Origin of the sequence: Maribacter aquimaris, assembly GCF_014596745.1 — a bacterium.
Taxonomy (GTDB): domain Bacteria; phylum Bacteroidota; class Bacteroidia; order Flavobacteriales; family Flavobacteriaceae; genus Maribacter_A; species Maribacter_A aquimaris.
In genome coordinates this window covers 39,068-64,022 of sequence record NZ_JABTCF010000013.1, presented here as the reverse complement: position 1 = coordinate 64,022, position 24,955 = coordinate 39,068, and the positions used below count along the sequence as shown (strand labels likewise).

General features: G+C 40.9%; 15 protein-coding genes and 1 tRNA gene. 11 read left to right on the top strand and 5 right to left on the bottom strand.

The genetic code is table 11. The annotated features are described in order from the left end of the window. Window positions 1–6: 6 nt before the first annotated feature. Window positions 7–2,415 (bottom strand): phosphoenolpyruvate synthase, encoded by a 2,409-nt coding sequence (ppsA, locus tag HPE56_RS17370; RefSeq protein WP_188245025.1) that lies wholly within the window; start codon window positions 2,413–2,415, stop codon window positions 7–9. A gap of 698 nt (window positions 2,416–3,113) precedes the next feature. Here ppsA and HPE56_RS17365 point away from each other — a divergent pair. After that, window positions 3,114–5,186: a hypothetical protein gene (locus HPE56_RS17365; RefSeq protein WP_188245024.1), complete on the top strand. Its 2,073-nt coding sequence runs from the start codon at window positions 3,114–3,116 to the stop codon at window positions 5,184–5,186. Window positions 5,187–5,801: 615 nt separating this feature from the next. Beyond that, window positions 5,802–7,217 carry an alkaline phosphatase gene (locus tag HPE56_RS17360; protein ID WP_188245023.1) on the top strand — a complete coding sequence of 472 codons (1,416 nt, stop codon included), beginning with the start codon at window positions 5,802–5,804 and terminating at the stop codon, window positions 7,215–7,217. Between the two features lie 200 nt (window positions 7,218–7,417). Here the strand turns inward: HPE56_RS17360 and HPE56_RS17355 are convergent, their stop codons facing one another. Beyond that, window positions 7,418–8,815: a short-chain fatty acid transporter gene (locus HPE56_RS17355; RefSeq protein WP_188245022.1), complete on the bottom strand. Its 1,398-nt coding sequence runs from the start codon at window positions 8,813–8,815 to the stop codon at window positions 7,418–7,420. 867 nt (window positions 8,816–9,682) lie between these two features. Between HPE56_RS17355 and HPE56_RS17350 the strand changes: the two genes are divergently transcribed. Both HPE56_RS17350 and HPE56_RS17345 read left to right on the top strand, forming a co-directional pair. Continuing rightward, complete coding sequence (locus HPE56_RS17350; protein ID WP_188245021.1) at window positions 9,683–11,284, top strand: sensor histidine kinase; 1,602 nt, start codon at window positions 9,683–9,685, stop codon at window positions 11,282–11,284. A gap of 1 nt (window position 11,285) precedes the next feature. Then, window positions 11,286–11,693 carry a response regulator gene (locus HPE56_RS17345; RefSeq protein WP_188245020.1) on the top strand — a complete coding sequence of 136 codons (408 nt, stop codon included), beginning with the start codon at window positions 11,286–11,288 and terminating at the stop codon, window positions 11,691–11,693. Between the two features lie 689 nt (window positions 11,694–12,382). Here HPE56_RS17345 and HPE56_RS17340 read toward each other — a convergent pair. Then, window positions 12,383–12,463: transfer RNA gene (locus HPE56_RS17340), tRNA-Leu, on the bottom strand. 149 nt (window positions 12,464–12,612) lie between these two features. Here HPE56_RS17340 and HPE56_RS17335 point away from each other — a divergent pair. The 3 genes from HPE56_RS17335 to pth all read left to right on the top strand — a co-directional run bounded on the left by HPE56_RS17335 (window position 12,613) and on the right by pth (window position 14,928). After that, complete coding sequence (locus HPE56_RS17335; RefSeq protein ID WP_188245019.1) at window positions 12,613–13,554, top strand: ribose-phosphate pyrophosphokinase; 942 nt, start codon at window positions 12,613–12,615, stop codon at window positions 13,552–13,554. Between the two features lie 36 nt (window positions 13,555–13,590). Beyond that, window positions 13,591–14,220, top strand: coding sequence for a 50S ribosomal protein L25/general stress protein Ctc (locus HPE56_RS17330; RefSeq protein WP_188245018.1), 630 nt, complete (start codon window positions 13,591–13,593; stop codon window positions 14,218–14,220). Between the two features lie 78 nt (window positions 14,221–14,298). Next, window positions 14,299–14,928, top strand: coding sequence for an aminoacyl-tRNA hydrolase (gene pth / locus HPE56_RS17325; protein WP_188245017.1), 630 nt, complete (start codon window positions 14,299–14,301; stop codon window positions 14,926–14,928). On the opposite strand, the gene HPE56_RS17320 is transcribed toward pth, so the two are convergent. Continuing rightward, window positions 14,925–15,611, bottom strand: coding sequence for a hypothetical protein (locus HPE56_RS17320; protein ID WP_188245016.1), 687 nt, complete (start codon window positions 15,609–15,611; stop codon window positions 14,925–14,927). The genes pth and HPE56_RS17320 overlap by 4 nt on opposite strands. Then, the gene (locus HPE56_RS17315) at window positions 15,608–19,384 is read right to left on the bottom strand and encodes a reprolysin-like metallopeptidase (protein WP_188245015.1); all 3,777 of its coding nucleotides are present in this window, start codon (window positions 19,382–19,384) and stop codon (window positions 15,608–15,610) included. Before HPE56_RS17315 ends, HPE56_RS17320 begins: the two co-directional genes overlap by 4 nt. Window positions 19,385–19,436: 52 nt before the next feature. Here HPE56_RS17315 and HPE56_RS17310 point away from each other — a divergent pair, with 52 nt between their 5' ends. The 4 genes from HPE56_RS17310 to HPE56_RS17295 all read left to right on the top strand — a co-directional run bounded on the left by HPE56_RS17310 (window position 19,437) and on the right by HPE56_RS17295 (window position 24,882). Continuing rightward, window positions 19,437–20,363 (top strand): bifunctional riboflavin kinase/FAD synthetase, encoded by a 927-nt coding sequence (locus HPE56_RS17310; RefSeq protein ID WP_188245014.1) that lies wholly within the window; start codon window positions 19,437–19,439, stop codon window positions 20,361–20,363. Next, complete coding sequence (locus HPE56_RS17305) at window positions 20,363–21,694, top strand: HTTM domain-containing protein (RefSeq protein WP_188245013.1); 1,332 nt, start codon at window positions 20,363–20,365, stop codon at window positions 21,692–21,694. The genes HPE56_RS17310 and HPE56_RS17305 overlap by 1 nt, the downstream gene beginning before the upstream one ends. A 65-nt stretch (window positions 21,695–21,759) precedes the next feature. Next, window positions 21,760–23,031 carry a serine--tRNA ligase gene (gene serS / locus HPE56_RS17300; RefSeq protein ID WP_188245012.1) on the top strand — a complete coding sequence of 424 codons (1,272 nt, stop codon included), beginning with the start codon at window positions 21,760–21,762 and terminating at the stop codon, window positions 23,029–23,031. 66 nt (window positions 23,032–23,097) lie between these two features. After that, on the top strand, window positions 23,098–24,882 hold the full coding sequence (locus tag HPE56_RS17295; protein ID WP_394355061.1) for a tetratricopeptide repeat protein: 1,785 nt from the start codon (window positions 23,098–23,100) through the stop codon (window positions 24,880–24,882). The last annotated feature ends 73 nt before the right edge of the window (window positions 24,883–24,955 follow it).

Here is a 24,955-nt window from a genome sequence, read left to right as displayed (position 1 = left end):
TCCTTTTCAATTTCCACTTTCGGCCATCCCAAAATGTATTTCGGTTTTCTCTGCCTTATTGATGTTCTCTATTCCCGAAATCAACGCATCAGGATTAAAGGAAATCGAATTGATACCCTTTTCCACGAGAAATTGGGCAAATTCGGGATAGTCACTGGGTGCCTGTCCACAAAGCCCTATCTTGGTGTGGGTCTTATGGGCCGATGCAATGACCATTGCGATCATTTGTTTGACCCCAGGGTCATTAATATCGAAGATATCGCTTAGCAATTCAGAGTCCCTATCTACACCTAAGGTCAATTGTGTAAGATCGTTGGAGCCAATTGAGAATCCATCAAAGAATTCGGCGAATTGTTCAGCCAAGATGATATTATTGGGTATTTCGGTCATCATATACAGTTGAAGCCCTTTTTCGCCCCTTTTCAAACCATTTTCTTCGAGAACTCCTACAACTTTTGCAGCTTCTTTCAGTGTTCGGCAGAAGGGAATCATAATTTTTACGTTATCCAATCCCATATCTTCCCGAACCATTTTCAGTGCTTTGCACTCCAATTCAAAAGCCTCCTGGTACTTGGGACTATAGTATCGCGACGCACCCCTAAAACCAAGCATAGGGTTTGATTCCTTGGGTTCGAACTCCGTGCCCCCTATAAGGTTGGCATATTCATTCGATTTGAAATCGCTGGTACGAACGATAACATCCTTAGGGTAAAAGGCGGCCGCAATCGTGGCGATGCCCTCTGCCAGTTTATGTACAAAATAATCGGACTTATCAGGATAGTGATGCGTCAGTTTTTGAATTTTATCCTTTACGGCAGTATCCTTTAGCTGATCAAAATGCTTCAAAGCCATAGGGTGGATCTGAATGGAATTATTGATAACAAACTCCAACCGCATCAACCCAACCCCTTCCGCAGGATAGAATGAAAATTTGAAGGCCTGGTCCGGGTCGGCAAGAATCAACATCGGCTCGGTATGTGGTTTACCCAAGGCTGCGATATCCACGACCTTTTCATCCCATTTCAAACGACCGTCATAGACAATACCGGTATCCCCCTCAGCACAGGAAATGGTGATTTCCTGTCCATCCTTAATCCGTTTTGTCGCATTGTTCGTTCCTATTATTGCCGCAGCACCCACTTCACGGGCAACAATGGCAGCATGGCTGGTACGCCCCCCTTGATCCGTAATGATTCCAGCTGCTTTTTTGAGAATGGGGTCCCAATCGGGATTGGTTCGTTCCGTAACCAGTATTTCCCCTTGTTGAAGTTTATCCGATTCTTCCGGACTATGAAGTATCCTAGCTTTCCCTGAGGATATTTTATTACCCAACGCCATACCCCTGGTAATTTCCTTTCCTTTATCCAACAACGTATAGGTACTGATTTTTAATTTGTCCTTTTTTGCACTTTGCACGGTTTCGGGTCTTGCTTGAACGATAAATAGTTCGTTCGTCTTACCATCCTTGGCCCATTCGATGTCCATAGGGCGTTTGTAGTGCTCCTCAATGATCAATGACCATTGGGCGAGTTGTATCACTTCGGCATCGGTTAGTACAAATTGCTCCTGTTTCCCTAAGGGGGTATCAAGGTTTACCGTGCCGCTACCCGATGTATCGTAGACCATGGTTTTTTCCTTGCTGCCTAAATTTCTGGAAATAATGGGTTGGGGAACGCCATTTCCCAAACTGGGCTTAAAGACGAAATAATCATCGGGATTAACCGTGCCCTTCACTATATTCTCACCAAGGCCATAAATACTGGAAACCATTACCACCTGATCAAAACCAGTATCGGGATCGAGGGTAAAGTTCACCCCGGAAGCCGCCAAATCGGATCGTACCATCCTTTGGATACCGATCGACAGAGCTACTTTTGTATGGTCAAAACCATTGTCCTCCCTGTATTTAATGGCTCGGTCGGTAAAAAGTGATGCGTAACATTTTTTGCAGGCGTCAATAAGTTCTTCTTTTCCCCTAACGTTTAAATAGCTCTCTTGCTGGCCTGCAAAACTAGCGTTGGGCAAATCCTCGGCCGTAGCACTGCTTCGCACAGCCAAAGAAATATCACCCTTGTATTTTTTCGATAAGGTATCGTACCCTTCCCCAATGGCATCCTTAAGATCATCCGGAAGTTCGGTATCCAGAATGGCCTTCCGAACGGAGGTGCCTATTTCCTTTAAATTGGAGAATGCTTTGGTATCCAATTTTTCCAATTGACTAAAAATTTCATCCTTTATATGAACTTCCTGCAGAAAATGCCAATAGGCCTCGGAAGTGGTTGCAAAACCGTCGGGAACCTGTACCCCTTTTGATGTCAAATTTTGGAACATTTCTCCCAATGAAGCATTTTTCCCTCCTACGATAGGAACATCGTTAATGTTTATTTCATTAAAATGTCGAATATAATTTTTCATTGCCTTATATTTTAAAAGATCTTTCACGACTAAAATTTCCAACCCCAAAGTTCAGGAGATTCCCCACCAATGATTATGACCTAGGTCATGCCACCGAATTTTTAACGCCTTGGATGAATGTACATTGGTTTACTACAAATCGTCTGGGTATCCCAGCAAGCCAATCCCATAATGAAACTTCCGAATCTAAGGGGCACAATTATCCTGATTACATACTCCCGCAACTATATTATTGCGCCTGGATACTTATGATTTCGTTAAAACTATTTCAAACTTGCCCATAAATGTTTTTTTTTGCAGTGCTGAAATTGGGTAAAAGGAAGTTATGCCGGGAATTTCCCTTTGTGGTTGTTTCAATTGGCAATTTTACCCCGATTTTCATACATTACACTATGATATCACTTGCTCAAAACAAATGGAGACGAAATAATGGTAGAACCTTTTATGGATAATTTGTATTATTTGCCACTAAATCACCTAATTGTCCGAATATATTAAGACCTTTATCGGCGAAAAATCCAATGCTTGAAAACAATGCTATCCATATAGAAATGGTTGATATCTTGGAATCCCCCTTAATAGCCATAAAGGCGTTCTTTTCGAAGTTTGGGAACAGAAGAAATACAAAATCCGGATGGTTGGGAAAATATTCCCGAATGCGAACTTCGTTCTAATGAACGTTTTAAATTAAAACACCTATGACAAATAATATACTTATTGAAAATCAATATAAAAGAACAAGTTTATTTGAAAAGGAAAATGTGAATTACCTGGTTCGCGTTTTAAAAAGATTCAATACGGTACCGAAGATAAACAACATCAACATCATTACCTCTAACAGTGAGCCCAATGTCTTTAAGATCGTACCCAATAAATCGATTGTCATTGGTTCGGTGTTTTTAGAACAACCCGTTTTGGCCTTGATATATTTAAGATATGGTATTGAATGGCAACTTTGGTACAAGGCTTTGAGTGGCGAAAAACAGGATACCGTTTTATGTGATATGGCTGCGATTGAGGTCACTAAGATATTCTACAAGCTATTACCTAAGGATGATAAGGAGAAATTAAAATCCCTTGATTATTTTTTAATCGATCTGATTAAAAGTGAAGAAGTCCACAATGCCGAATCAATATTGAAGAATGAGGCATTACAGGCTTTTCATGGATTAAAGAACACGAACAAGGAATTTAAGGAATCTTGGAAACCCATAATTGAAAATCTGGCAAAACCCACTGAGTATTTATTGATGGACGGGGGTGATCTTCGCTTGAACATAGACGAAATAGATTTGTTGAACAAATATGGGTGCCGACCTTTTCCTAGGCCCGAAGCATTTACTTTTGCCTCTTCTACAGCAACCAGCGTTTCGAATTATGCTTTTGATAAAACGGATAAAGTCAGAAGTATACTCATTAGGAATAGCCTGAAAAATGGTTTTGAAAAGACCACTATTGAGTTTTCCGAATTATTGAAAAACAATCTTAGAAAAGTATTTAAGTTATATGATGGATGTGAAATCATTTTTTCACCGTCGGGCACCGATTCCGCATTGCAGATAGCGGCCATTACCCAAATTGTTTCCCAGAATGACATTACCCATGTCTTAGTGGCTTCGGATGAAACGGGCAGTGGTGTACCTGCAGCATTAAAAGGATGTCATTTTGAGAATACCACCGCTTTGAACCATCCGGTTAAGAAAGGCGATAAAATCGAAGGTTTTAGGGATGTTGATGTAATCAAAATTACTTTTAGGGATGAAAAAGGTGCGTTAAAATCGACCAAACAATTAGACGATGAGGTTTTCAATGCCATTTCCAAAACCAATGCACTGGGTAGGCATGTCGTATTGCATACTATGGATCAATCGAAATTGGGTTACCAGTCCCCTAGTGACGAACTCATTCAGCGACTGAACACCCTCGATAAATTGTCAATGCAAATAATCGTGGATGGCTCGCAACTTAGGCTGGACCCCAAAGACATTAAAAATTATCTAAACAAAGGCTACATTGTTACCATAACAGGAAGTAAATATTTTACCGGCCCTCCTTATTCAGGCGCCTTGATCCTGCCCAAAAGTGTTGGTGAATCAATCCATTCCGTAAAAAACAAACTTCCAGAAGGTTTAACCAAATATTACAATCATTCCGATTGGCCAACATCGTGGTTCTGTTCAAAGGATCTGCCCGGCGGGTATAATTACGGTTCCTATATGCGCTGGAACGCTGCCATGGTCGAAATGGACAGATATTACAGAACACCTATCCTATATAGGAACATGGGTATTGAGATGTTTTGCAATTTTGTTGAGGATTCCATAAAAGACGCTAGTTTTTTAGAACCGATATATGGGGACGAAACAAAAACGAATAGTTATAACAGTAAGGAATTCGGAATTCGGAATATACGTACTATTTTCCCTTTCTTTATCCTGAAAGACAATGAGGCATTACCTATTGATAAAGTCAAAAAACTCTACACCTTGTTGAATTCTGACCTATCTGACCATTATCAGGGTTCCTCTTTGGAAACAATTAGACTTGCTGCCCAAAAATGCCATATAGGACAAGCGGTCAATGTAAAATATGGCAATGATATCGAAAGTGCTGTTTTAAGAATCAGCCTAGGTGCAAGGGTTATTTCCGAAAGCTGGGTCAACAGGGATATTAGTCTCTATTTCAGGAATATAGAAACCCAAATGAGTCAAATTACCGTCATTATCAAGAAAATAGAACTCATCCTTGGTACTCCCGAATTGTTGGATTAAGAAAATAGAACACACCAACTATTTGACGACATATTGGTATTTATTTTATTCTTTGAACCCATTGTTTATTTGAACATCGGCCAACAACCATATACATGGGCTACCATGGTTAACCCTGTCACGTTAAAAAAAATAGACAGGTAGTACCACTATGGGAATAAACTGCCCAAAATCCCCCCCTATTATAATTGATATTTGCACTTGGATCAAACACGTTTTTGTACCTTTATGATATCAATCCGATTAAGGATTGATCACAACCATTTTTGATTGTGTTTTTGGTTATTGTATAGGTTTAATTTCCTGGATTAAACAAAGTAATATGGTCAAAGCATATCATTGCCTACAAACAAACTTCAAGGATCTTCCCTTCTGGTTGATTGAGTTATGCATTTTTAGCACCTTTGTTACCGTATTCCTGATTTCCAAGTTGTTCCACCTTTTCCAAATCCAACTGTTTTGAATATTCCTTATATCCATATCGATGGTAGAGAATTAATGGGATTTTTGATAGGCCGCGAAACCATTTAGTGGCTTATCTTATAGATTTAATGTATGGATCCATTGTAACTGGGGTGTATTTAAGGCTGTTTTTTTTATGTAAAATAATATTTTATGAATAGAAGAAAATTTTTCAGAAACGGATCTCTTTTTGCACTTGGCTCCACCTTATTGAGTCCTTTCGATCTAAAGGCAACAACCTTAGCGCCTGATGCGATAAACAGAAATAAAAAAGCAAAGAATATAATCATCCTGGTGAGTGACGGTATGAGTACCGGAACTTTGAACATGGCCGATTTATACCTTTCAAGAAAAACGGGAAGGGGAAGTAACTGGCTTCAGTTGTATAAGGACAACAGGGTCAATAGGGCCTTAATGGATATGGCTTCCGCAAGTTCGATTGTTACGGATTCCGCTGCCGCAAGTTCTTCTTGGGGAAGTGGTTTTAGAATAAACAATGGAGGGTTGAATATAGGAACCAAGGGCGAAGCATACCTTCCGATATGGCAAAAATTCAAAAAGGTCGGCAAAATGGCGGGGTGTGTGACCACCGTACCCATAACACACGCAACACCTGCCGGATTTTGTGTGAACAGTAAAAGTAGAAATGACCAAGCGGGCATTGCCGAAAAGTATTTAAAGCTGAAATTTGATGTTATGATGGGTGGGGGGAATAATTATTTTTCCGAAAAATATCGCAAGGACAAGGTAGATATGTACCAAAAATTCGAGGCTGAAGGCTATCAAGTGGTCAAAAGCAGGGACGAGATGCTAAAAGCAACTACGGACAAACCCATTTTAGGTGTTTTTTACAATGATGGCTTGCCTTATACCGTGGACAGAAACAACAATAAGGAACTCGCCCAAAAAATCCCCACGTTGGCTGAAATGACACAAAAAGCGATTGACCGCATGAAAAACCATGAAGAAGGTTTTGTGTTACAAGTAGAAGCGGGTAAAGTGGATTGGGCCGCCCACGGTAATGATATTGCCGGTTTAATATACGACCAAACGGCACATGACGAAGCCGTGAAAGTGGCGATAGATTTTGCTGAAAAGGATGAAAACACACTGGTGATCATTACAACGGACCACGGTAATGCAAACCCTGGAGTCATTTATGATAAAGAGGCCAATAAAAAATTTGACAGCATCCAACAATACAAACACACCAATGAATGGATTTTGAATGGTCTTGGAAAAGAAACGTCAATTTCCCAATTAAAGGAAAGAATCGAATACGCAAACAATATCAACATTACAAAGGAAGAAGCCAATGTGCTTTTAAGTTACTACAACGACATAAATACCGAAAAAGGATTGTACAACCCCAAACAGCTGCCTTTTCATGAATTGGCCCAGATTCAGAAACAACACAATTCCGTTGGGTGGATCAGTATGAACCATTCGGGCGATTATGTGGAGCTTGCGATGTTCGGTCCGGGAAGTGATCTATTGAAGCCTTTTATTAAAAACACCGACTTGCATTATTTGATGTTGGAAGCTGCTGAAGTTGAGAACAACTTCTAATCCGTTCCCTGGCAATTGCCCATGGGATAACGTAATACATAGCTATAGCGAATTACCTTGTGGAAAGTAACGGAATAGAACCCTTTGAAAGGATTCTTATTTGACGTCAGAAAACTACACCCGTACTTTTCATAGGATACATTGTAGTGCTTTCGTTGGTATTGCCTATTTTTTTTAAAAGGGGTTTGACAATGGGATTTTTATATCGGACAGAAAGTAACCAAAATAGATTGAATACCAAAAAGGATGAGAAACGGTAAAACCAAATAGCCCATAATATCACGTGCCTGTATTTTAATGCCTTTCGCCATTATTGGCAATACAAGCAACAAGAAAAAAGGCTGTAACATATTACTTAAGCTTTCCCCATACGCCACAGACAAGGAGGCTCTTGCAATCATTGCAGTAATTTCATCTGCAGGCAATCCTGCACCTATTTCTTTTACCGCATTGATCATACTTGGGCCAACCACGGCAAATTCACCTCCAGCCGATGGAATTGCGAAATTGACGATACCTCCAGTTAAATAAGCGAAAAAAGGATAAGAATCCACACTCGCCTGCGCTGCCAATAGTTGTCCAAGTTCTTCTCCCAACCCCGTATATAACATAATACCCATAATACCGGCATAAAAAGGATACTGAAACAATATTCCGGAAATATTACTACTTGCCTGTTTCATCGCAATGACATAACGCATCGGTGTTTGATGCAGAAGTAAACCAAGAATAAGGAATATGAAAATCATGATATTAAGATTCAAATCAAATCCTTTTGTCATAAAGTGATAAAAGATATAGACAAAGCCCATTACAACAATGATCATCTGAAGGATTACGCTATTGTTCAACTTGTCGGAATAAGATTTAAATGGCAATCTTAAACTTAAAGCCTCTTCCTTTATAGTTTGGTTATTCGAAGTATCCTTAACGGTCATCAAATCGGTTATTTCCTTATTCTGTGCGTCCCTAGGTCGTAGAAAAAGTAAAATCAACGGTGTTGCAATAAGCAGGGTAACAATCATAGTGATATTTAAGATTGACCCCAAGGTATAGGAGGTTGGGATAACTTCCGACAATATCCCGGATGTAATCAAAAAATTATTTTCCGTATTTAAAAGTAGGGGGATCGAACTTGATAATCCTGAAACCCAGCCCCCAGCTGAAATGTAAACACACGCAATCAAAAAAGGATAGTTAACCCCTTTAACCCGTAGTGCCAATTCCCTTGCTAAAACACAGGTAATAACGACCCATCCAAAACTTACAAGGGTTAATAATAAACCGATCAAGACAACTAAAAAGTATACCTGTTTTGGGGAATTGATATGTCGCGCAATGGAATCTATCCCGCTTTTGATTATAGGCGACAATGCGATGCTGAATCCCGTAATGATAATCAAGACCATTTGCATCGCAAACCCCAATAAATCAAAAAATCCATCATACCATGCGGTTATGATTTTCATTGGGGTGGTGTCTAACCAAAGTAAAGCCCCTAGAGCGGTTATAAAGGTTAAGAGTATTGCAAAAACAAATGCGTTGGGTATATATTTTAAAAATAGATTCGTTAGTTTTTTTCCAAGTTTATCAATCATATTCAACTTTTAAATGGTTCTTCCCAACGGTTTTGTTTACGGTCCCGTTGCTGACTTTTCCAACGGAAAACATCCACCTGTTCACTAAAGATAATGGATTTCAGGAATTTCCAGTTAAAAATCCCACCCGAAGGAAATTCTACACCTTTGGGCTACAGACTTTTAAGGAAACAATTGTCCTATTGTTTTCATAAGAAGGTATCTTGGGGAAAAATCAAACAAAAAAACCCAACTACCGCATTAACAGTGTGTTGGGGTTTTAAGATACCCCTTAAGGTAACGATTATCCGTACTTTTAGCGTGCAGGTCAGCTTCGATAAGAATTAGGGCAATTGTAATAGTCTTTGTATCAGACACTACAGGTTCTTGTGGTCAGTATTTTTTGTTTTTAAGCGTAAAACGAAATACCATACTTATTGAGGTTCTGCCAAAATGCGATATGGTTTAATCGTATAAATGATAACCTTGACTGGAAAAAGGCAATGTGCATCAACTGCAGCGATAGGTTAGTTCATTATCCCACAAAGTTCCAAGCTTAAAACACAACGGGGTATGGCTTCCCTATCTTTTTTGGTGCGTTTTTTACACCTACGAAGGGGGAGTATTCTATTTTTCCTACAAAATAAGAACACCCCCTTTGGTTTTCATATGGAAACTGTTTAATTGTACCCTTTCATTCAAAACAGGCACAACCCTAATAGTAATAATTGTTTCCGATGCAGTTGGTTAGAAACAGATTATATGAATATTCCTACAATTTAATCCATACAGAACCGTTCTTAAGAAAATGACTTAAAGAACACTGGGAAATAAACATCCGATGTTTTTAAAATCCAACACCAGATAGTTCAACCCAAATAACCATCATTGATCAAAACCGTAAACAAACTTAAGGATTACACCATTCAATTTTGGGTGGGACTAATTGCAATCCTACTTGGATTGGTCGTTCTCTTAGGATGGGCATTTGATATTGAAGTTCTCATGACCATTATTCCCGGTTATGTTTCCATGAAGTTCAACACCGCCTTGTTCTTTATACTTTCCGGCGGGATTACAATTTCTTTGATTCAATACAAATCTTATAAAACGATAAGGTTTTTTTCAATCCTTTTAGCTGTTTTTGCATTTATCTCCTTAACACAGGACATCTTGATCATTGACCTTGGGATCGATCAGTTTTTTATTAATGATGAGGTAGCGTTACTCCGTGATGATACGGCACCGGGAAGACCATCCCCTATAACTTCCTTTTGTTTCATTTTATTCGGATTGGTTTTCTTTCTTATTCGATCCAACAGGGTAGGAAATAGAGAAATATCGCAATACGGATTACACCTAATTTCGTTTCTTTCGTTTGTTGCAATCATAGGGTATCTATTCAATGTACCTTCCTTATACAAGTTGTCATTCTTTACTTCAATGGCACTACATACCTCGGTTACACTTTTTATCATGTCCGTCTCTACGACCATGTTCAATCCAAAATTGGGGATAACCGGGATGTTTACCGGAAAACAGATCGGAAATGTTATGGCCTTGAATTTATTCCGAAAAATTCTGCCTGCAATTTTAGTACTCGGTTTTATCCAACTAATCTTATCAAGATTAGCGATAATCACGGTCGATTTCGGAATAGCCTTATTCTCTACCTGTTTTACCTTGATCTTGCTGTACGCGCTATGGTCTACAAAAGAATTGCTCAACAAGATCGACAATGAAAGAAAGGCGGCCCAACACAAAATAAAAAAAGACAATATTAATTTAGAGTCGAAAGTAAGGGAGCGGACCAAGTATCTAACAACCCAAAATAAGCAATTAGAGGATTTTTCCTATATCATATCACACAATCTTAGGGGTCCTTTGGGTAATCTCAAATCACTATTGGGTTTCTATAGGGAAGAAGAATCAATTGAAGGAAAAGATCAGTTGATGGATTATTTCCATAATACAGTTGATAACCTTTCCTATACCCTGGAAGACCTGATGCAAGTGGTTACCATAAGGCATAGTTCCAAAAAGGAAAAGACCATATTGGTTTTTGAGGATATATTTTCAAAATTAAAAGAAAACTTCCAGGGTCAGATAATTGAGTCCGGTGCAGTTGTAACATCGGATTTTTCTGAGGCTCCAACCATAGAGTATTCCTCTATGTACCTAGAGAGCATTATGCACAATCTTTTAAGTAATGCATTAAAATATAGGTCAAAAGACAGAGCTCCGGAAATTCACTTTAAATCCAAAAACCTCAGCGATAAAATTGAACTTTCGGTTGTCGATAATGGTCTAGGCATCAACCTGGAATTACATGGACATAAACTATTTGGATTACACAAGACGTTTCATAAACATCCGGAAGCAAAGGGGGTTGGACTCTTTATAACCAAAGCACAAGTTGAGGCGATGGGTGGGGAAATCACCGTGCAAAGCGAAGTAAATAAAGGAGCTACCTTTGAAATAATATTTTAAAATGAATATGATCGAAACCATAGCCATTATCGACGATGATGATATTTATCGATTCGCATCAAAGCGGATCATAAATGCTACAAACAGAACTAAAAACATACAGACGTACTCTAACGGGGAAAAGGCCATCAACTTTTTTGAAGAAAACCTAGGGTATCCCCACAACCTGCCTGACATAATTTTCCTGGACTTGAATATGCCGATCATAGATGGATGGCAATTTTTGGATATGTTCAAATTATTGAAAACCAAAATCAAAAAAAATATACCCATTTATATTTTTAGTTCATCGATAAACCCAGACGACCTAATAGCTTCTAAACAAATTGAGGAAGTTTCAAATTATCTGGTCAAACCTATAACGGAGGAGAAATTTCTTAACATCATCGATAATTTGGAAATTTCGTGAATTTAATAATGATCTCTTTAGGACATTATAAAAACCAACGCCAACTGTAAGCTCCAATTCTCCCAAGGTGCAATGCCGAAAGGTTCTTTTTCGTTTACAGTATGGTTTTTTTCTAAAAAAATAGTTCAAAAAGGCCATAAAAATACGGTAAACACTTAAAAACAAATCTTTACGGTTGTATCTGTACTCGAGGCGGCCCCGACACTTCGGGGGAACCCAAACAAGATTATCTTGCACAAAAAAACCTCAACTTTCACCTTAATAGTGTGTTGAGGTTTTCTTCTGTACTCGAGGCGGCCCCGACACTTCGGGGGAACCCGCACAAGATTATCTTGCACAAAAAAACCTCAACTTTCACCTTAATAGTGTGTTGAGGTTTTCTTCTGTACTCGAGGCGGCCCCGACACTTCGGGGGAACCCGCACAAGATTATCCTACACAAAAAAACCTCAACTTTCACCTTAATAGTGTATTGAGGTTTTCTTTCGTACTCGAGGCGGCCCCGACACTTCGGGGGAACCCGCACAAGATTATCCTTCACAAAAAAACCTCAACTTTCACCTTTATAGTGTGTTGAGGTTTTCTTCTGTACTCGAGGCGGCCCCGACACTTCGGGGGAACCCGAACAAGATTATCCTTCACAAAAAAACCTCAACTTTCACCTTAATAGTGTGTTGAGGTTTTCTTCTGTACTCGAGGCGGGAATCGAACCCGCACTCCAAAGGAACTGGATTTTGAATCCAGCGCGTCTACCAGTTCCGCCACTCGAGCATTTTAATAGGACTGCAAAACTATAAAAATTTTTCTTTTCAAGAACAAAAAATAACAAGATTTATCCTTTAGCAACCCAAATAAATTTCTAAATTTGCACCTCCTTCGACCAAAAGGAGTTTAATAATTTGAAAAACAACGCGTTAAACATGGCTTACCAAAGACCTGAACCTAAGATTTTTGCTTGTACACAGAGTACAAAACTTGCGGAAAAAATTGCAAAGTCCTATGGTACCCATTTAGGTAAGGTACAGTTTTCCAAATATAGCGATGGCGAATTTCAACCCTCTTTCGAGGAATCCGTTCGTGGAGCCCGTATCTTCATTATCGGATCAACCAATCCGGGTTCTGATAACCTGATGGAAATGTTGTTGATGCTCGATGCCGCCAAACGTGCCTCGGCGCGACATATTACCGCTGTAATGCCCTATTTCGGATGGGCACGACAAGATAGAAAAGACAAACCTAGGGTTCCCATTGCGGCCAAATTGATTGCCAAAATGCTTGAAACGGCAGGAGCGACCCGTATTATAACCATGGATCTTCATGCCGATCAAATCCAAGGCTTTTTCGAGAAACCGGTAGACCATTTATTCGCCTCTACCCTTTTCTTGCCTTATTTGAAAAAACTGAACCTCGATAATTTGACCATTGCTTCCCCGGATATGGGAGGCTCCAAAAGGGCCTATGCCTATTCAAAAGCCTTGGATTGCGATGTGGTCATCTGTTACAAACAAAGGGCCAAGGCCAATATCATTTCCCATATGGAGCTTATCGGGGACGTTAAAGGTAAAAACGTGGTTTTGGTAGATGATATGGTAGATACGGCCGGAACCTTGGCAAGAGCGGCAGATTTGATGATGGAGCGTGGCGCTCTTAGTGTAAGGGCCATTACCACCCACGGACTATTATCGGGCAATGCCTACGAAAAAATAGAAAAATCACAATTGAAAGAGTTGATCATCACCGATTCAATTCCTATAGAAATAAAAAGCGACAAGGTACAGGTCATCAGTTGTGCCGATTTGTTCGCGGATGTTATGCATAGGGTACACCACAACACATCAATAAGCTCTAAGTTCTTGATGTAAACAAAAAAGAATATTTTATTAATCTTAAATATAACGATGAAGTCAATTACAATTAAAGGATCAGAAAGAGAAAGCGTGGGCAAGAAAGCAACGAAAGCCTTACGTAATGCTGGAAAGGTTCCTTGCGTAGTATACGGAGGGGAAAAACCATTACATTTTTCAGCGGATGAATTATCATTCAAAAAATTGGTTTACACTCCAAATGCACACACTGCTGTGATTGAGTTGGACAATGGCGACAAGATCGATGCTGTTATGCAAGACATACAGTTTCACCCTGTTACCGATAGAATCATTCATATCGATTTTTATCAACTTTTCAAAGACAAAGAGGTTACCATGGACATCCCTGTACGTTTACAAGGAAACTCCCCAGGGGTTAGAAACGGTGGTCGTTTGCTCTTTAGAAAAAGAAAACTTACGATTAAGGCATTGCCTGACAATCTTCCTGATTTCTTTGATGTTGATATATCCAAATTAAAAATCGCGGATAACATCTCCGTTGAGTCATTGCAAAGTGATAAATTCTCCATCTTACACCCCGACACCACTGTTGTCGTTCAAGTTAAGACTGCACGTACCGCGGTTACGGTTGACGATGAGGATGAGGTTGAAGAAGAAGGAGCTGAAGCCCCAGCTGCAGAAGCTGCTGAAAGCAACGAATAAATTGGGTTTACCCTTAAGTCTAAAGCATCCCGAATATTCGGGATGCTTTTGTATTTTTATAACAATTCCCAGATTGTTATGATACAGTTTTTAAGGACCCTATTTGGTAACAAAAAATCATTTTTAGAGGAAACAGAACCTATGAAAAAGTACTTGATCATAGGCCTCGGCAATATCGGAAGCGAATATGCCGAAACGAGGCACAACATCGGATTCAAGATTTTAGACCAATTGGCCAAGGAGAAGGATTTTACCTTTGAAACCGTCAAATTGGGTGACGTGGGATCGTTCAAGGTAAAAGGCAGGAATATACTTTGCCTAAAACCATCGACCTATATGAACCGAAGTGGAAAAGCTTTGAAATATTGGATGGACAAAGAAAAAATACCCCTGGAGAATGTCTTGGTGGTAACCGATGACATTAACTTGGAGTTTGGTACGATACGCCTAAAAACGAAAGGTAGCGACGGAGGGCATAACGGACTTAAGGATATCCAACTTTATCTGAACTCTGTCAACTACAACAGATTCCGTTTTGGTGTAGGTGCCGAATTCAGCAAGGGCAGACAAGTGGACTATGTACTTGGGGAATGGAACGAAAAAGAAAGGGAAGCGCTCCCTGAACGGCTGGAAAAATCATCCCAACTAATCATTTCCTTTGTTCTTTCCGGAGTTAAAATTACGATGAACCACTTCAACAACACCTAAAGCACCTTAAAGGCAAAGACACCGGAATCCGAACTGTTGCCTTCCGCATCCTTTGTAACCACTTTCCAGTAATAAGTGATATTGGAACCTACACTGACGGTTTCTTCCCTTTTGGTGGATGCCAAGGACGCTTCCAGGATCTCAGGCGGGTCTTCCGTAGAGAAATAAATATCAAATCCGATAATATCATCGTCAAGATCGGCGGCGGTCCACTCCAAGGTTATTTCATTATTAATATCCTTGAAAAGTGAAGCCCCATTCTGGGGATTGACCAACTGGGCCGGAAAAGGGGCATAGGTCGTTATGGACCCCGCATTATAAAAATTCCAAGTACTACTGGTGGCCGTTTCAGTAACATTGGTGTTCTTTGACCGTACCAACCAAGAAAAAGGCTCTCCCTTGGCAATCGGCAATTTAGCGGATGTACTCTTTGTAATGGTGGTTTGTGTGATGTTGGAATTTAAATTGGTCACCCGAAGTTCATAACTCTCTGTATGTTCCGATGCCATCCATTTAAACTCAACCTGGCTTGTTGTCTCATTCAAATCACGTCCAGTAGTGCATTCAGAGTTTTTATCGGGGAAAACCAAAACAGAAGCCTCCGGGGATTTTGGTGTACTTTTCTTTTTACACCCCAACAGAAGGACACCACAGAAACAGAATAACAGTATAACTACCCTCATAGTTTTATGACTTTAGATGTTCCTTTTATATGCTCACCCGAGAATTTGACAATATATACCCCAGATGGCAACGTTGACAGATCCAGAGGTAATTCCGATCCGTTGAATCGATATGTCTCGGCCCTGACGAATCTCCCTTCCACCGTAAATACCGCAACCCGTACATTCGTATCACTCGCACCCAGAAAAACAGTAGTGGAAGACACAAAGGGATTAGGATATACCACGGGTTTCGCACTCAAAAATATAGCCTCCTCATAAACACCCTGGCAAGGTAGATCGGTATACACCTTAAGCGAATTATTGCCTTTCTGCAATTCTAGGGTTATCTCCGATGCCTTTGTTTGCACCACCTCCCCATTCAATTCAACAGTATAGTTATCAGAACCTTGAAGGGTTAAAACCGTCGATTCGTTTTCATAGGAGGTTTTAGAGCTCACAAACAGGTCATCGGGTTGTGTAATGACCACCTCAAAGCAATACTCCTCATATTCCTGTAAACCGTCCGTTCCACCAATACACACATTATACGTACCCGCCATTAAATTCCCCAAAGTATAGGAATCGGTAAAATTATCATTCACATCCACGCCATTACCACGCACACTAATTTCGTAATCAAGGGTTTCCATTGCAGCGATAGCGATGACGCCGTCGTTACTATCGCGACAGGCCTCACTTTGCAATGAAACGCTAAAGTTATTGTACGGAAATCGATACACGGGACATCCGTTTACATCCACTTCGGCACCTATGGGCGTTCCTAAACACAAATCGTCACCATCGTCAAAAACGCCGTCCTGATCATCATCAGGCCTAAAAGCCCCCTCTATACAGACATCCAACGAAAAAGCCTTTAAAATGCCTCCATCCGACGCTGCCGTATCATTGATTTCCAAGGTCCACTCCCCAAAAAGTGACTCCCCTTCAAAAATCCCTAAAGACCCTATGGGTTTTATTGTCCCGCTAATGGCTGGATCCCCATTACAAATAAAGTTGGGGGCATCATCGTCAAAAGTGGCGTCAATATTCTGTAGGTCCCCACATGAATTCGATAGCAAAACCACGGAGGTCCCGGCGGGGGAAATCAATTTAACCACCAAATCGGCCAAATAGGTATGGTCCAATTCTACATGAACATTGATATCTGCCAAGGCCATATCATCATAAAATGCGATTTTCGAGATTACGGTTGGGGTATCTATGGAGGAAATCTCCAAATCCTCGGCGGCAACCACCGATGTACAGTTATACTCAATCGTAGAAAAGCCGAAAGGCGCCGAAAAGGAACCCTCACCACAACTATTAATAGGTTTTACCCTCCAGTAATAATCGGTTTCATAATCCAGGTTCAAGGGGGAATAGGTATTCTCCAAAACCGTACTGGTCTCAATGATATCCGTAAACAATACATCTGTGGCGATCTGCACCTCATACGAAGTGTAGGAAGCCGCATCCTCCCATTCTAAAAAGGTCTTGGCGGAAATGTCGATTGCACCATCGGCAGGCGCTAACAGTGTAGCATCCGGAAAGACGGCGTCATACACCCTTAAATCCAAGACAATACTCTTTGTCACACTGGTGGAGCTCGCCTCAATCTCAACGTCATACAAAGCCTCTGGCACACTTGCCGTATTCGAAAAGGTAACGGTAACGAGGGCATCAACACTAGTTGTTTCTGGTGAAAAGGTAATATCAAGACCCAACGGCGGATTGGGCACACTAAAGGTCACCTCCTCATCAAAACCTGAATAGGCCTCATAGTTGAATGTGGTAATCAGGTCATTGGGTTGACAAACCTCATATTCCAACTCCGTAAAATTCAAGACTATTTCAGCCTCTTCTATAGTAAAATCCGTTTTGTTCACAGCAAAGAATATATTATCCCTAGCCTTCACCATAATACGGGCTGTTGTTGTCGGTGTTCCTGGCAAAACCACTTTATGGTCCCCATCATTCGGTACATCCTCTGCCAAGGGTATGGTAAAGGTAAGTCCCCCATCAATGGACAAAAGGATATCGACCGACTGCACATTCACTGGGGCCATATTGGTCCCGGCCACATCCCAAACAATATTCTGCACCGTACCCGCCGTATAAATTTGACTCGTGGCTTGTGAGACCACTCGAAAGGGACCGGCATGATCCACGACGGAAACCTTCATCAAATCAAACACCACCTGACCGCCACCCACGGCATTATCCCTCACGGTCAAAGCAAAATTCATTTCCCTTTCCACTTCGGACAAGGTCTCCCATGACGAATCCACGGTAGGATTGGTTTCTGTTAAATCCCCCGATAACACACTTAAAAGCTTAGGAAAATATCGGGTGGGCTCCGTTGATGGCTTTTGCGACCTAAAATTGGCCCCACTCGGATTTGTGGGCCCAAAAGTGGATTGGGTCACCACACCATCATCAATTTGCTCCCAAGTATAGGTCAACACATCACCCAGATCTGCATCCGTAGCATTACCGGTCAGCACAAATGGGGTCGACTTCGGTATGACATAATCCGCCACGGGAACGATTACAGGAGGGGTATTGGTAATATTTATGGTTTCCGCACAATCCACATTATCTAAATACTCGGAGATTTGAAATATGCTGTAATAATGAAAATAGTCATCACCGTTCATAGCGACATTGTTCACACCGGAAATTCCGGCGTAGCCCATAATCGTCGTACCACTTCCCGGTTCTGCCTGTACCTGGGTACCTTCAGATTCAAAGGACCATGTATGGTTTGCCCCGAATTGATGCCCCATCTCATGGGCAACAAAATCCAAATCAAACGTATCGCCCTCAGGATTTTCTTTGGAAGAATACCCACTGGCCTTCTTATTGTCTACACAAACGGCCCCTATATAACCCGCATTACCTCCATTTTGATCACTATTTTCGACCTTATGGAATAAATGGCCTATATCAAAGTTAGCCGCCCCAATATTATCCGTGATGGTGCTCTGTGCTTCCGAATTCAAGTCACTCCCATAGGGATCCGTATCCCCATCGGTATAAATGACCTTATCCGTATCGGCAACCAGCTCCAAAGTAACCCCTAAATCAGATTCGAATACTTCGTTGACCCTGGTTACCGTAGCATTTATGGCTGCCAATGCATCTGCCACCGTACCCCCGTGAAAAGTGGTATATTCACCTGTCGCGGATATCGCAAGCCTAAACTTCCTAAGCTTCTGTTCATCTACCTGCTTTGCGGTAAGCGAAGGCATGGATTGGATTACCGAACTCTTGGTCTCACAGACAAAAGAGGTATCCATATCGGAAATCCCTTCACGGGAATAGACGATATAATCATTACCTGTGGTTTTTTGTATATAGGTGTTCCCCTTTTTATCGGCATGGATGATCATGGCCTGAATGCCCTTGTGCGAAACACTGACCCGTATCTTATCCTTATCGTTTTTTAAGCTATAACCTGTGTAGGAACTTATATTCGGGTATTTATCTGCCAATGCTTTGGAAAAGACGGGTGTTTCCTTAATGGCGTAATCGATAAGCTCACCCTTTTCATTGGGGAACCCTACGGTTATGGTATTGGTCTTACCTTCCTTTCCGAGTTTGAATTGCCGCTTGAAAACGGTATCATCAAAGGAAAAAACGCTCGCTTTTTTAACATTGAACCGGTTGGAAATCGATGCCTTTAAGTACGTCTGGGCAGATTCCTGCTTCCAATAATCACGTTGGGCATATCCGTAAAAGGAAAGAAATAATATGGATATTGAAAAAACAAGACGTAATTTTGAAACCATTAAGGGGTTTTTAATCAAATTCAAATATAAGTCTTTTTATTTTTTATTATAAGTGATAACAGTCCAAAGCATCGATAAATATGATAAAAAACACCCTACGGCCATAACCATAGGGACCTTTGACGGGGTTCATATCGGGCATAGGAAAATCCTGAACAAACTTATTGGCAATGCCAAGGAACTCCATCTTAAATCGACCGTACTTACCTTCTTTCCCCATCCGAGAATGGTATTACAAAAGGACACGGATATCAAATTACTGAACACCATTGATGAAAAAATGATGATTCTTGGCAATTTAGGACTGGATTATCTAATAATACATCCTTTTACCTTAGAATTTTCAAGGTTATCGGCCACGGAATTTGTGCGCGACATTTTGGTGAACTCACTAAACGCAAAAAAGATAATCATAGGTTATGACCATCGCTTTGGAAGAAACAGGGATGCCAACATCAACGATTTAATAGCTTTTGGCAATGCCTTGGATTTCGAGGTTGATGAAATTCCGGCCCAGGAAGTCGACGAGGTATCGGTAAGTTCCACAAAAATCCGTAAAGCCCTGGAAGATGGGGATATAGAAACCGCCAATAATTATTTGGGATACCACTATATGTTGACGGGTGAGGTAAGAAGAGGCAAAGGCTTGGGGCGCACCCTCGATTTTCCTACGGCTAACCTTTCCATCAAGGAATCCTACAAATTAATACCTAAAATCGGTGTATACGTAGTACAGTCCAAAATCGACAATGAATGGGTCTATGGTATGATGAATATTGGGTTCAACCCGACGGTATCCGGTACGGAAAAGAGCATTGAAATCCATTTTTTCGATTTTAACCAGGACCTCTACGACCGGCAAATACAGGTCGATATTTTGGCGCGTATCCGGGACGAACACAAATTCGAATCGCTTGCGGCCTTGAGAATCCAATTGCAAAAAGACAAAGAGGCATCACTTGCCATACTCAACAAATAATGTTCGATCGTTTACTTTTTAGCAAAATCGACAATGCACCTTTACTTATTTTCAGGGTTTTCTTCGGAATTCTAATCGCTTTGGAAAGTTTTGGGGCCATCGCTACCGGTTGGGTAAAAGAAACCTTGATCCTTCCCCGATTCACTTTTAATTTTATTGGGTTTGATTGGTTACAGCCCTTACCGGGCAATGGTATGTATTTCTATTTTCTCGTAATGGGGACCTTTGGCCTTTGTATTGCCTTGGGCTATAAATATCGATTTAGTATCATCGGCTTTACACTGCTTTGGCTGGGGGTATATCTCATGCAAAAATCGTCTTACAACAACCACTACTATCTGTTGTTCCTGATTTCCTTTTTAATGTGTTTTTTTCCGGCAAACTCAGGATTATCCATAGATGCCAAACAAAACCCTTCCCTACGGACCAACACCATGTTCGCTTACGTGAAATGGATTATCATTGCGCAACTCTTCTTGGTGTACACCTATGCCTCAATCGCCAAACTTTATGGCGATTGGCTCGATTTCGGTATTATTGAAATCCTAATGCAACAACGTAAGGACTACCCGCTGATCGGCCCCGTATTACAACTTTCGTGGGTTCATAAGATCATTGGGGTATCGGGAATCGTTTTCGATGCCTTGATCGTACCGGCATTACTATGGAAACCAACACGTAAGTTTGCCTTCATCATAGCGATTTTCTTTCACCTCTTTAATTCCATTATTTTCCAAATTGGGATTTTCCCTTACCTGGCCTTGGCTTTTACCGTGTTCTTTTTTGAACCTGAAACCATCCGTCGTATTTTCCTTAAAGGCAAACAGGGCTATCCCGTAAACAATTGCGAAGCTCCGGCCAACAAAAGGTTGATACTTCTAGGTTGTGGCACCTATCTTCTAATCCAGGTGCTACTGCCCATTCGACACCATTTTATAAAGGATGATGTCTTATGGACCGAGGAGGGGCATCGCCTAAGTTGGCGTATGATGTTACGAAGCCGTACGGGTAAAATACAATTCAAGGTGGTAAACAAGGATGACGGCGCGGCCTATATGGTAAAATTGAAAGACCACCTATCTAAAAAACAATTGCGGAAAATTGCTGCCTACCCCGATTTTATTTGGCAATTCTCCCAATACCTGAAAAAAGAACAAAAGAAGAAGGGTAATAGTGTTTCGGTGTATGCCGTAAACTCAAAAGTCAGTATCAACGGAAAGCCTTATAAAGCCTTCATTGACCCAAAAGTCGATCTGGCCAATGAAACATGGGACCATTTTGGCCATCACGAATGGATATTGCCTTCAAATTTTGGGGTCAAGACCGAATAAAATAGTTAAACCCCAATTGATACATTGATCAATTAACCTTAAATTTGCCTCTTAATCAAAATTCCATGCTACAGTTACAGGTCGTAAGAGAAGAAAAGGATAAAATAATCGCTGCCCTACAAAAGCGAAATATTGATGCTGCCCCATTATTGGAAAAAGTACTTCAATTAGACGAAAAAAGACGTACTACCCAATCTTTATTGGACAACACTTTAGCTGAATCCAATAAATTATCGAAAGAGATCGGGATGCTTTTCAAAAGTGGCAAAGCGCAGGAAGCGAATGTTCTAAAGGAAAAGACGGGAGGCTTAAAAGAGGACTCCAAACGGCTGGGTGACGAACTGAACACTGCTGCAAAGGAATTACAGGATTTACTATATCAAATACCGAACATTCCCAACGATTTGGTTCCTGCCGGTAACTCCGAGGACGATAATGAACAGATTTTTATCGAAGGCGACATTCCTACATTGGATAGTTCTGCCCTACCCCATTGGGAACTCGCCAAAAAATACGATATTATAGATTTTGAACTTGGCGTGAAGATAACCGGTGCCGGTTTCCCCGTTTACAAAGGGAAAGGGGCGAGATTACAACGGGCTTTGATCGCTTATTTCCTGGATAAGAATACCGAGGCAGGCTACACCGAAATGCAGGTGCCGCTGCTCGTTAATGAAGCCTCTGGCTATGGCACGGGACAGTTACCTGACAAAGAAGGGCAAATGTACCATGTTGGGGCCGATGACCTTTATTTGATCCCCACAGCGGAAGTACCCGTAACCAATATCTTTAGGGATGTTATTATCAACGAAAGTGATTTTCCTATTTGCCTAACCGGTTATACCCCATGTTTTAGAAGGGAAGCCGGTAGTTATGGTGCCCATGTGCGTGGACTCAACCGCCTACATCAATTTGACAAGGTGGAAATTGTCCGTGTGGAACACCCCAACACCTCTTATAAGGCTTTAGACGGAATGGTGGAACACGTAAAGACCATTTTAAGGGATCTACAGTTGCCATACCGAATCTTGAGACTTTGCGGTGGTGACCTTGGCTTTACCTCTGCCCTGACCTATGATTTCGAAGTGTTCTCCACAGCACAGGATCGTTGGTTGGAAATCAGTTCGGTATCCAATTTCGAAGCCTACCAGGCCAATCGATTAAAACTGAGATACAAGGATGAAAATGGGAAAACCCAGTTGGCCCACACCTTGAATGGCAGTTCATTGGCATTACCTAGGGTCTTGGCAGGAATCTTGGAGAACTACCAAACCCCTGAGGGTATAAAAATACCTGATGTACTTGTCCCCTATTGTGGCTTCGACATGATCGACTAAATAGGTTTTTTGTAAACCTTAACATTGGCTTATTCCATTCTACGTATCTTTGGGAAAAACGTGCTTTTGAGAATAATCTTGATCATTTTGGTTTTTTGCTGCGCGCCAATGGCTTCCGCCCAGGATAACTTTTTGGCAAAGCAATATTTCAATGATGGTGATTTTGGGAAAGCCGTGGTTTTTTATGAAAAATTAGTTAAAAAAAATCCAAGAAGAACCGATTATTCAGATGGACTAATTGCCTGCTACCAGCAGTTGGAACGCTATTCGGATGTCGAGGATTTTCTACTCGAAAAAATAGGGCAAGGAAATACCCATCCCATCCTACTGATCCAATTGGGATACAACCACGCCCTGCAAAATGCCCCGGAGAAAGCTGCAGAGTACTACCAACAGGCCCTTTTGGATATTGAGAGGAATCCCAACTACGGTTATGCAATAGCCCAACGTTTTCAGGAATATTCGCTTTTGGATTATACGTTAAGCGCCTATAAAAAGGCTATGGAATTAAACCCCACGCTAGATTATAATTATCAAATGGCCCGTATCTATGGGGAACAAGGGAATATTGACAAAATGTACGATTCCTATTTGAACTTACTTGTCAATGGCAAGACCTCCAAATCGAATGTACTCCGAAGTATCGATGACTTTATCTCTGCCGATCCCGAAAACGAAAACAACATTAAATTAAAAAAAGTCCTCCTAAAACACGCCCAACAAGACCCTGATTTGTTGTGGAACGACCTTCTAAGTTGGTTGTTTGTTCAACAAAAGCAATACAATAGTGCCTTTAGGCAGGAAAAAGCCATTTTTAAACGTTTGGATGGGGGAACCATTCAACGCCTTGAGAATCTCGGGAATCTAGCCTTGAATGACAATGAAACGGAAATAGCAAAATCGATCTTTGAATACATTTCAGAAAAATCGGTGGATGAGATCATAAAATTGAATGCCCAATTGAATCTGATCGACATACAATTATTGGAAGAAAACAAAAAGAACTTGACGGGCATTGACCAACAATTCAAAGACCTCATCGCTACCCATGGGTACAAAAGCCAAACACTGCAACTTCAAATTGCCTATGCCAATTTTTTGACTTTTAGGCAAGACAGCCCCGAGCCTGCCATTGGGATTCTTAAAAATTGTCTGGAACTACCCTTGAATACACGGGGCAAAGCCTATGTTAAGCTGGCTTTGGGGGATATCCTGGTTTTCGACAAAAAATTCAATGAGGCCCTTATCTACTTCTCACAGGTACAAAAAAGCCTCAAAAATGACGTACTCGGTCAAAACGCAAGATTCAAGGTCGCACAAACCAGTTTTTACAAAGGGGATTTTGATTGGGCCCTTACCCAATTGAAAGTACTACGCAGTTCCACCTCACAGCTGATAGCCAATGATGCCATGCAATTAAGCTTGCTTATTGCCGACAACTCCTTGGAAGATTCGACACAAATAGCCTTAAAAAAATATGCACGTGCCGATCTTCTGGCCTATCAAAAAAAGACAAAAGAGGCTATAGCCGTGCTAGACGACATCCTTCAAAACCACAAGGGAGAAAAAATCGAGGATGAGGCACTTCTTAAACAAGGGGAACTACTTGTGGGACTCAAGGATTATGAAGCTGCCAAGTTCAATTACCAAAAAATAACGGAATTCTATGCCAACGACATTTTAGCCGACGATGCTTTATTCGCCCTTGGGGAACTTTATAGAAATGTATTGAACGAACCCGAAAAAGCAAAAGAACAGTACGAAAAGATCATTTACAATTATCAAGACAGTTATTATTTTCCCCAAGCACGAAAGAATTTTAGGATGCTTAGGGGCGATAGTATAAATTAAAGGCCCATCCTATATCCTTCCATGTGGGAAGGACGTTTACTATGTTCATAGAAAAGCACACGGTTGGGTTTCC

Coding starts and splice junctions, on each gene's coding strand:
- ppsA (WP_188245025.1), bottom strand. CDS start 2,415: ATGAAAAATTATATTCGACATTTTAATGAAATAAACATTAACGATGTT.
- HPE56_RS17365 (WP_188245024.1), top strand. CDS start 3,114: ATGACAAATAATATACTTATTGAAAATCAATATAAAAGAACAAGTTTA.
- HPE56_RS17360 (WP_188245023.1), top strand. CDS start 5,802: ATGAATAGAAGAAAATTTTTCAGAAACGGATCTCTTTTTGCACTTGGC.
- HPE56_RS17355 (WP_188245022.1), bottom strand. CDS start 8,815: ATGATTGATAAACTTGGAAAAAAACTAACGAATCTATTTTTAAAATAT.
- HPE56_RS17345 (WP_188245020.1), top strand. CDS start 11,286: ATGAATATGATCGAAACCATAGCCATTATCGACGATGATGATATTTAT.
- HPE56_RS17335 (WP_188245019.1), top strand. CDS start 12,613: ATGGCTTACCAAAGACCTGAACCTAAGATTTTTGCTTGTACACAGAGT.
- HPE56_RS17330 (WP_188245018.1), top strand. CDS start 13,591: ATGAAGTCAATTACAATTAAAGGATCAGAAAGAGAAAGCGTGGGCAAG.
- pth (WP_188245017.1), top strand. CDS start 14,299: ATGATACAGTTTTTAAGGACCCTATTTGGTAACAAAAAATCATTTTTA.
- HPE56_RS17320 (WP_188245016.1), bottom strand. CDS start 15,611: ATGAGGGTAGTTATACTGTTATTCTGTTTCTGTGGTGTCCTTCTGTTG.
- HPE56_RS17315 (WP_188245015.1), bottom strand. CDS start 19,384: ATGGTTTCAAAATTACGTCTTGTTTTTTCAATATCCATATTATTTCTT.
- HPE56_RS17305 (WP_188245013.1), top strand. CDS start 20,363: ATGTTCGATCGTTTACTTTTTAGCAAAATCGACAATGCACCTTTACTT.
- serS (WP_188245012.1), top strand. CDS start 21,760: ATGCTACAGTTACAGGTCGTAAGAGAAGAAAAGGATAAAATAATCGCT.